This is a genomic window from Candidatus Nealsonbacteria bacterium CG07_land_8_20_14_0_80_39_13, from assembly GCA_002779355.1.
Taxonomy (GTDB): domain Bacteria; phylum Patescibacteriota; class Minisyncoccia; order Minisyncoccales.
In genome coordinates, this window is sequence record PEWS01000026.1 from 1 (window position 1) to 8,502 (window position 8,502).

Annotated in this window: 6 protein-coding genes, 1 tRNA gene and 1 pseudogene; 3 read left to right on the forward strand and 5 right to left on the reverse strand. The window is 39.2% G+C overall.

Annotation, left to right across the window (positions count from 1 at the left end):
• Window positions 1–145: 145 nt before the first annotated feature.
• The 3 genes from COS96_01840 to COS96_01850 form a co-directional block, all read right to left on the reverse strand.
• Window positions 146–219: transfer RNA gene (locus tag COS96_01840), tRNA-Gln, on the reverse strand.
• A gap of 7 nt (window positions 220–226) precedes the next feature.
• Complete coding sequence (locus COS96_01845) at window positions 227–1,357, reverse strand: hypothetical protein (protein PIU43907.1); 1,131 nt, start codon at window positions 1,355–1,357, stop codon at window positions 227–229.
• A 1-nt stretch (window position 1,358) separates the two neighbouring features.
• The gene (locus COS96_01850; protein ID PIU43908.1) at window positions 1,359–1,982 is read right to left on the reverse strand and encodes a hypothetical protein; all 624 of its coding nucleotides are present in this window, start codon (window positions 1,980–1,982) and stop codon (window positions 1,359–1,361) included.
• A 415-nt stretch (window positions 1,983–2,397) separates the two neighbouring features.
• On the opposite strand from COS96_01850, the pseudogene COS96_01855 reads away from it, so the two are divergent.
• The 3 genes and pseudogenes from COS96_01855 to COS96_01865 all read left to right on the forward strand — a co-directional run bounded on the left by COS96_01855 (window position 2,398) and on the right by COS96_01865 (window position 6,401).
• Window positions 2,398–4,727 (forward strand): annotated as a pseudogene (locus tag COS96_01855) (cysteine--tRNA ligase).
• Between the two features lie 7 nt (window positions 4,728–4,734).
• A complete protein-coding gene (locus tag COS96_01860; GenBank protein PIU43909.1) occupies window positions 4,735–5,901 on the forward strand; it encodes a cysteine desulfurase NifS in 1,167 nt (388 codons plus the stop codon).
• A gap of 2 nt (window positions 5,902–5,903) precedes the next feature.
• The gene (locus COS96_01865) at window positions 5,904–6,401 is read left to right on the forward strand and encodes an iron-sulfur cluster assembly scaffold protein (protein ID PIU43912.1); all 498 of its coding nucleotides are present in this window, start codon (window positions 5,904–5,906) and stop codon (window positions 6,399–6,401) included.
• Between the two features lie 22 nt (window positions 6,402–6,423).
• Here the strand turns inward: COS96_01865 and COS96_01870 are convergent, their stop codons facing one another.
• Together COS96_01870 and COS96_01875 are read right to left on the reverse strand one after the other, a co-directional pair.
• Window positions 6,424–7,389: a hypothetical protein gene (locus COS96_01870; GenBank protein ID PIU43910.1), complete on the reverse strand. Its 966-nt coding sequence runs from the start codon at window positions 7,387–7,389 to the stop codon at window positions 6,424–6,426.
• Window positions 7,390–7,582: 193 nt separating this feature from the next.
• On the reverse strand, window positions 7,583–8,308 hold the full coding sequence (locus tag COS96_01875; protein PIU43911.1) for a hypothetical protein: 726 nt from the start codon (window positions 8,306–8,308) through the stop codon (window positions 7,583–7,585).
• Window positions 8,309–8,502 lie beyond the last annotated feature (194 nt).

Genomic DNA, 8,502 nt, shown 5'->3' on the forward strand with positions numbered 1-8,502 from the left:
TTTAAATTTTTCCGAAAGAAAAATTTATTACATTGCGGGACATGGATTCGCCCGGTCATTCGACCGGGCGTCAGGTCGGATGACCTGACGAATCTTCAAAGGGCGGTGTCCTATCCCTAGGTACGCTTATGCCATTTAGTATCCAAGGCTGCGGGACCTGGATTCGAACCAAGATGACCGCCTTCAAAGGGCGGTGTCCTACCATTAGACGATCCCGCAAAATGCTTTATTGCTTATTCTTATCCATTTGATGAACGGCGTCAATGATTGCCAGCTCCAGCGGAAGCTGGGGAATGGCGGAGTATTTTGTTTTGCCTCCGGCTTCAAGAAAAATATTGACTATGTTTTTTAATTCCTCCTCGGTAAATTTCTTTATTTGGTCTTGTATTTTTTTCAAATCTTCTTTCGTCAGCTCAATTATATTTTTATCCTCCTCGCTCCCCTCTCCCATTATCTTTAAAATCAGCGCTTGTCTTAAATAATTAATCAACGCCTTAGAAAATTCTTCAATATCTAAACTGGCCTCAAGAGTTTTGTTTAAAAATTTTATGGCTTCAAGAGTTTTCTTTTGGCTGATCAGATCAACAAAATCGCTGATGATGCTCACTTCAACAAATCCGAGTATTTCCTTAATGTCCTGGGTTTTAATCTCAATTCCCTTTTCATCTTTAACGGAAAAAGCCAGAACTTGATTCAACAACCCTTCAGCGTCTCTTATGGCTCCGCCTGAATTTAAAGCGATCAGTTTCAGAGCTGTTTTTTCAATTTTTATGTTTTCTTTTTCACAAAGCGTTTCCAGTCTGCCGGTGATTTCCGGAACAGTCAATTTTCTGAAATCAAATCTTTGACATCTTGAAATTATAGTCGCCAGCATTTTATGGCTTTCAGTGGTGGCCAGAATAAAAACAGCGTGAGACGGCGGTTCTTCCAGTGTTTTCAAAAGAGCGTTGGTCGCTTCTTTGGTTAATTGGTGGGCTTCGTCAATGATGAAAACCTTATATTTTGATTTTGTCGGAGTGAATTTTACGCCTTCTTTCAATTCTTTCATCTCGTCTATTCCTCTGTGGGAAGCAGCGTCAATCTCAATCAAGTCCATTGATCGGTCGTTCATAACTTCAAGACAGGAATTACATTTATTGCAAGGCTCAAACTGGCCTTCTTTTCTATTTTCACAATTAAGAGCTTTTGCCAAGAGGCGGGAGATGGTTGTTTTTCCGCTTCCCCTCGGTCCGGAAAAAAAATAAGCGTGAGAAATCATTCCCGCTGAAATTGCATTGGTGATTGTTTTGACGACATGTTCCTGGCCGACTATTTCCGCAAAAGTCTGTGGCCTATATTTTCTATATAAAACTACCATATTATTTTTTGAAGACGATGTATTTGTAGCCGATGAAATTCCAAATCATGGAAATCATCGTGGCGGCTAACTTTACCATATTCATCCAAAGCCCGGAAGAAAGTCCGAATAACGGCGCAAACAGGCCTGTTCCGGCGACAATAATTCCTGTGTTGATGATGGTTCCGACTATGCTGACGGCCAAGAATTGGAGAAATACCTTGCCACTGCCTTCTTTAGTTTCAAATGTCCAAATTTTATTCCAGAAATAACTGTTGATTACGGCGCAGGAAAATGAGATTGCGTTTAAGGGAGCGATATCCCAGCCCCCGGTGATGCCGGTTATCTGGACCAGGAGGTTGAGAACCCCGAAATCAATCAGGGTATTCAGAACTCCTATTTCCACGAATTTGGCGAATTGGAAAAGAAACCTTCCCATAAATCCGGCAACGATCGTTCCTAGGGCAAAAAGAATCGGAAAGATAATCGGCAGAACCCAGGAGAAATCTTCAATGGAGCTGAATTTCTTCAACTCTTCTATCTGGGGATTTTTTACCACGAACAGAAGAAACCAGCTGGAAATTTCACCGCAGATGAGCGCGGAGATTATATCCGTCTTCCTGATTTGTATTTTTTCAAATTTCATATTTTTTTAATTGCTTAATTTTTTTGATCGCCTAATTGTTTTAATTACCGATAATATCACTTTACTAGAAAGAAGCCCTGTTGACAAGATATTATGATTTGATAATCTTAAATAGTCGGCTTAAGTAAGATAATTTAAAAAAAATATGTTCACAATAAAAAAAGAGGAAGAAGAAAAGGAAGGGTGCGGTTGCGATGAATGCGATAAATGCGGGGGATGTTGTCCTAAATAAAACTCTTAAGGGAAAGGGATTATTTCAAGCGTAAAACGCAATCCGCCGGTTGGTGGAGAAAAACAAAAATCTCTTTCCTTGAAAGAGATTTTTTGTTTAAATAATAAATACGGTCTGGTACTCAAGTAGCCGGAGAGCGGTCTGCAAAACCGTCAACAGGGGTGCAATTCCCCTCCAGGCCTCATGACAAAAATTCATTCCGATATTCTGGATCTGATCGGCGGAACGCCACTGGTAAGAATAAATAAACTAAATCCGAATAAAAAAATTCAGCTTTATGCTAAGCTGGAAAGTTTTAATCCCGGAGGATCAATCAAGGACAGGACAGCTCTTTTTATGATTGAGGGGGCTGAAAAAAGAGGAGAGCTTACAAAAGAAAAAATAGTCATAGACGCAACAAGCGGAAATACGGGAATCGGTTTAGCCTTGGTTTGCGCCGTAAAGGGATATAAAGTATCTTTAGTGATGTCAGAAGGTGTAAGCGAGGAAAGAAAGAAAATTTTAAAAGCTTTCGGCGCGGAATTAATTTTTACCGCAAAAGAAAAGGGAACTGACGGGGCGATTGAGAAGGTTTATGAAATGGCCAGAGAAGGCAAAGAATATTGGCTGGCTGACCAATTCAATAATCCTGATAACATTCTGGCTCATTATAAGGGAACCGGTCCGGAAATTTGGCGGCAGACAGAGGGGAAAATTACTCATTTTGTAGCCGGCATGGGGACATCCGGAACGTTGATGGGCGCAGGAAAATTTCTGAAAGAGAAAAATCCGAGCATAAAAATTATCGGCGTTGAACCTCATCTAGGTCATAAAATTCAAGGATTGAAAAATATGAAGGAGGCTTATAAGCCTGGAATTTTTAATAAAAATATCTTGGACGAAAAAATAAATGTTAACGATGAAGACGCCTACAAAACAACCAGAAGAATGGCAAATGAAGAGGGAATTTTAGTTGGCATGTCTTCCGGCGCGGCGATGTTCGTCGCTCTTCAAAGAATCAAAGAATTGAAAAATGGTTTAGTGGTAGTTCTTCTCCCTGACACAGGAGAGCGCTACCTAAGCACTAAATTATTTGAAGATTAAAAAGTATGTTGGAATTATACAATACCTTAACACGGGGAAAACAATCTTTTAAACCCTTAAAAAAGGGTAAGGTCGGACTTTATTCCTGCGGACCGACGGTTTATAGTTTCGCTCATATAGGAAATTTTCGTTCCTATGTTTTTGTTGATATTCTTCGTAGATATTTGGAATACAGCGGATATAAAGTGGATCACATAATGAATCTTACTGATATTGACGATAAGATGATTAAACGTTCAGGGGAAGAAGGAATCACATTGAAAGAGCTCACGGAAAAATATAGTCGAGAATTCTTTAAAGATCTAGAGTCTCTAAACATCAAAAAAGCAGGAGCTTACCCTCGGGCGACAGATTTCATTGAAGACATGATTAAGGCGACTGAAATATTGGAAAAAAAAAGATTTGCTTATGAAAAATTAGGGAGTGTTTATTTTGACATCTCAAAATTGAAAGATTACGGAAAATTATCAGGAATTAACCTTGAGGGGATGAAAGCCGGGGCTCGAGTTGATTTGGACGAATACGAGAAAGACCATCCTGGAGATTTTACCCTGCTGAAAAGAAGCTCTCTGCAGGAATTGAAAAGAGGGATATTTTTTGAATCAAAATGGGGAAAATTAAGGCCGGGCTGGCATCTTGAGTGTTCTGTCATGAGTATGCATTATCTGGGAAAAACTTTTGATATACACACCGGTGGGATTGATTTGGTTTTTCCCCACCACGAGAATGAAATAGCCCAAAGCGAGGCTTTGACCGGCAAAAAGTTTGTTAATTATTGGCTTCATAACGAGCACCTTCTGATAAACGGTCAGAAAATGAGTAAGTCTTTAGGAAATGTCTACACATTAAGGGATTTGCTTGAGAAAGGTTTCTCCGCTCAAGTTATCCGTTACTTTCTCATCAGCGTTCATTATAGACAAAGAGCGGATTTGTCTTTTGAGAAATTGGAAGCAGCTAAGAATTCTCTGGATAGAATAAATAGTTTTGTCGGAAAACTTAATTTACAAATTAGCGGGAATATGGCTGGAGATGGCGTAAATGATGCCGGAGAAATCGACGTCTTAATCCGCGAATATTCGCAAGAATTTAAGGAAGCAATGGATGATGATTTGAATACTCCGAATGCCCTGGCGATATTATTCAGCTTAATAAAGGCAATAAACAAATTTGAAAGCATTGATAAGAAAACGGCTATCCAAATTTTGAATTTGATTAAAAAGTTTGATTCTGTATTTGGCTTAAATCTTTTGGAACCGGCTGAAAAAACAACAGAACTCCTTATTCCCGAGAATGTCTCAGAGCTTGTTCGGCAAAGAGAGATAGCCCGCAAAGAAAAAGACTGGGAAAAATCAGATGAATTGCGCGAGGAGATAAAAATACTCGGTTATCAGGTGGAAGACACGCCACAAGGGCCGAAGTTATCAATATAAATTATAAATATTTATGAAGAAAAAAACATATATGGATTATGCGGCGACAACGCCGGTTGATAAGCGCGTTTTAAAAGCGATGTTGCCATTTTTTTCTGAAAAATTCGGCAACACGATGTCCTTGCACAGTTTCGGTCAGGAAGCGAAAGAAGCGCTGGAAGAAAGCAGGGTGGTTGTCGCCGGTTTGATGAATGCCCTGCCTGAAGAAATAATTTTTACCGCTTCGGCTACGGAAAGTAATAATCTATCCATGAAGGGCGCTGCTTTTGCCAATAAAAATAAAGGAAATCATATTATAATATCAGCTATTGAGCACCATTGTGTTTTAGAAAGCGCAGAATGGCTTGGGAAGCAGGGTTTTGAAATAACTAAGTTGAAAGTTGATAAATACGGGTTAATTGATTTAACCGAACTGGAGAAAGAAATCAAAAAAGAGACAATTCTGGTTTCAATAATGCATGCTAATAACGAAATAGGGACCGTAGAACCGATTGAAGAAATTGGAAAAATCTGCCATGAAAAAGGAGTCCTTTTTCATACGGATGCAGCTCAATCTCTCGGAAAAATCCCCATTGATGTAAAGAAAATGAATATAGATCTGTTGACCGGCTCTTCCCAGAAAATGTATGGCCCGAAAGGAGCAGCTTGCTTATTTATCAGAAAAGGAGTAAAAATTGAACCTATGTTGCATGGTGGCGGACACGAATTCGGTTTAAGGCCATCAACGATCAATTTGCCGGCAATAGTTGGCTTTGCCAAGGCCTGCAATATCTGTAGAAAAGAAATGATTTATGAAGGAGCAAGAATAAGTAAACTAAGAAATGAACTTATCGGCGGGGTTTTAAAAAATATTCCCGATGCTCTTTTGAATGGCCATCCCGAAAAAAGGCTTCCTAATAATGCTAATTTTTGGTTTAAATTTGTGGAAGGAGAGTCTTTGGTTTTCCAGCTTGACTTCTCCTGTATAGCCGCATCCACCGGTTCAGCCTGCTCTTCTGCCCAATTAACAGCCAGCCATGTCCTTTTGGCTCTTGGATTAAAGCCGGAACAAGCCCATGGTTCATTACGATTGACGCTGGGAAGATGGACGAAAGAAAAAGATGTCAAATATGTCTTAAAAGTTTTGCCGGAAATTATAAAAAAATTAAGAGAGATTTCTCCATTTAAAAAATGAGTATCTACAGCAAAAAAGTCATCAATCATTTTCAAAACCCGCATAATTGCGGGAAGATAAAAAATCCCGACGGGATCGGCAAAGTCGGAAATATCGTCTGCGGAGACGTAATGTATCTTTATATTAAAATTGGAAAAAACAAGAAGAAAGAGGAGATAATTAAAAATATAAAATTTGAGACATTCGGATGCGTTGCCGCCATCAGCACCAGTAGCGTTGTCACTGATTTAGTTATGGGAAAAACATTGGACGAGGCCATGAAGCTGGAGAAAAATAATGTCATTAATTCCTTAGAGGGTCTTCCTCCGATAAAAATCCACTGTTCTATTTTAGCGATAGACGCCTTATCGGAGGCGATTTACGATTATCTTTCAAAAAACAAACGGCTAATTCCTGAAGAGCTGGCGAAAAAACATGAAAGAATAGACAAAGAAAGGCATTCGGTTGAGGAAAAACATAAGGATTGGGTGGAAAAAGAAGAAAAAATGTTCAACAAATAAAAAAGCGAGGTTGATTTCTCGCTTATTGTTTTATGTTGCGCTGCGGTTCTTCTAACATTATTTCCTTTAACACTTCCGACATTTCTTTATTTAACGCTAGCAGAGAATCTCTTATTCTTTTTAGTATCGGCAAGTGTTTTACGATTTTCTTACTGGTTTCTTCTGCATTTTCAGGAAGTGTTGATGCTGCCAAAAGAATAGCAATGGAGGCGCAGGTTTCTGGGCTTCTTCCTCCCGTAATTCCTTTATCTCTCCCCCTCTTCAAGATTTTTTTCGCCAAAGAAATAATATTTCCTGAAAAATTTAATTCTTCGCCAATACGTTGAGCGTGACATTCGGCCAGATCAATTACCTTAAAATCAAGCCCGTAACCACTAAAGCCTTTGGAGATTTTTTTTGCGCTACGCAATATTTCTTTTTTATTTGTGCCAGATAATTGCGAAATTTCTTTAAGGGTCTTTGGTATACGTCGCTTTTTAAAAATCAGATAAAAAATTGCAGCAACAGCCGCTTCGACGGTGGATCCCTTAATGAGCCTCTCCTTTTGCGCTTTTCTATATAAGGTGGCGCACTCTTCTTTGATATCCTTAGAAACATTAAGGCGCGCAAACATTCTTTTGATTTCAGGCAGAGCATCTTTCGAAAAGTTCCTATCGGAAGAATTAGATATTATTTTTTGCAACTTTCTTATTCTTCTTATATCTTCGGAGGCAGGGTCTCTATAGTCCCCAATTTGCGTTTCCATGCCAAAGTTTACCCTTGATTTTTCCATGGGGTTTCCTGTCCGCTGTTTACGCTGATTAGTATCTCTGCTGTCGCCTTGAAACTCTCTCCATTCCGGGCCGTGGTCAAACATTTTTTCCTCAAGAACAAATCCGCATTCAACGCATATCCGTTCACCATGTTTATAATCGGTGATTATTCCCGTTCCCTTGCATTCGGGGCAAAATTTCCCTTCGGCATCAGAATTATTCGGTGTATCAGCCATTGTTAAGGTTTTCTGATGTTATGAAACCACAAATCCGCCGACTAATCAAGAAAAATTAGGGAAAACAGGAGACCCCTGGGGTCTACAGTTTTGAATTTGAGCCTACCGGAGTGGACGCCCTGCAGGACGGCAGAACGCCCTGCAGAATTAAAAATAAAAAACTCGAAGCTCAATGACTCCGAGTAAGATAAATTTATTTTATGGGGCAAGCTTTGCTTGATAATGCTTTCGCTTGCTCTGTTCCTTTTCTGCTGTCTTGGAAGATACAATACGATGCAAGTAAGGAAAACAGCGAGAAAAAAGTAACCGCAAAAGTGGTGGCTATAACTAAATAGCCGACAGAAGAAAACTTGTGCGTATTCAGAGCTACCAATAAAAGCGCCGATAATATTGCAGATACGACGAAGGCTATTACCCAAATTTCAGACGATTTTTTATCTTTTTTCGTGGCCTCCAATTTCTCATCTATGGCTTTTTTAAGGTAGGCTAACCTTGCTTCCTTAAACCCATTTTCCTTCGCCATATTTATCAATAATCCTTTCGCCTGTTCGTAGTCTGGAAATTCATATTCTTTATCATTCAAAACACCTGCGAGAGATACCTTTAATATCCACTTATCGGTGGGCTTCTCGATATCAGTGTCCGTAGAACCATCACAGCAGAATCTCAAACCGACTGAAACTTCAAGTTCTGCACCCCCTTTTTGATAAAGAAGCTTGATCTCCTCTTCCTTAATCCTTTGTTCTTCTATACATTTTTCTCTTTCTGGAGCTATTTTCCTGGCTCTTTCATAATCTTCAATTTCTTCCACCTCTTTCTTTATCAGCTCATGGACTTCTTTGATTATTCCTTCTTCTGTCCCTATTGTAATTTCCTTTGCATTTACTGCAATTTCATTTCCTGGCATTTTTGTTTTCATCTTTTTTCATTCAAGGCTTTCGTTTCTTTCTGAATTCAATTTTTAAAGTTCTTTGAAAGCCTTTGTCCCCTTCTTTTGTTATATGATTGAGGACAACCCTATCCAAGCATTTTCATCGATCATGCGTCAAGTAAAATCGGTAATGTGCACACACATATGGCGGTTTTCTCCAAGATAAATTACCATCTTGGATA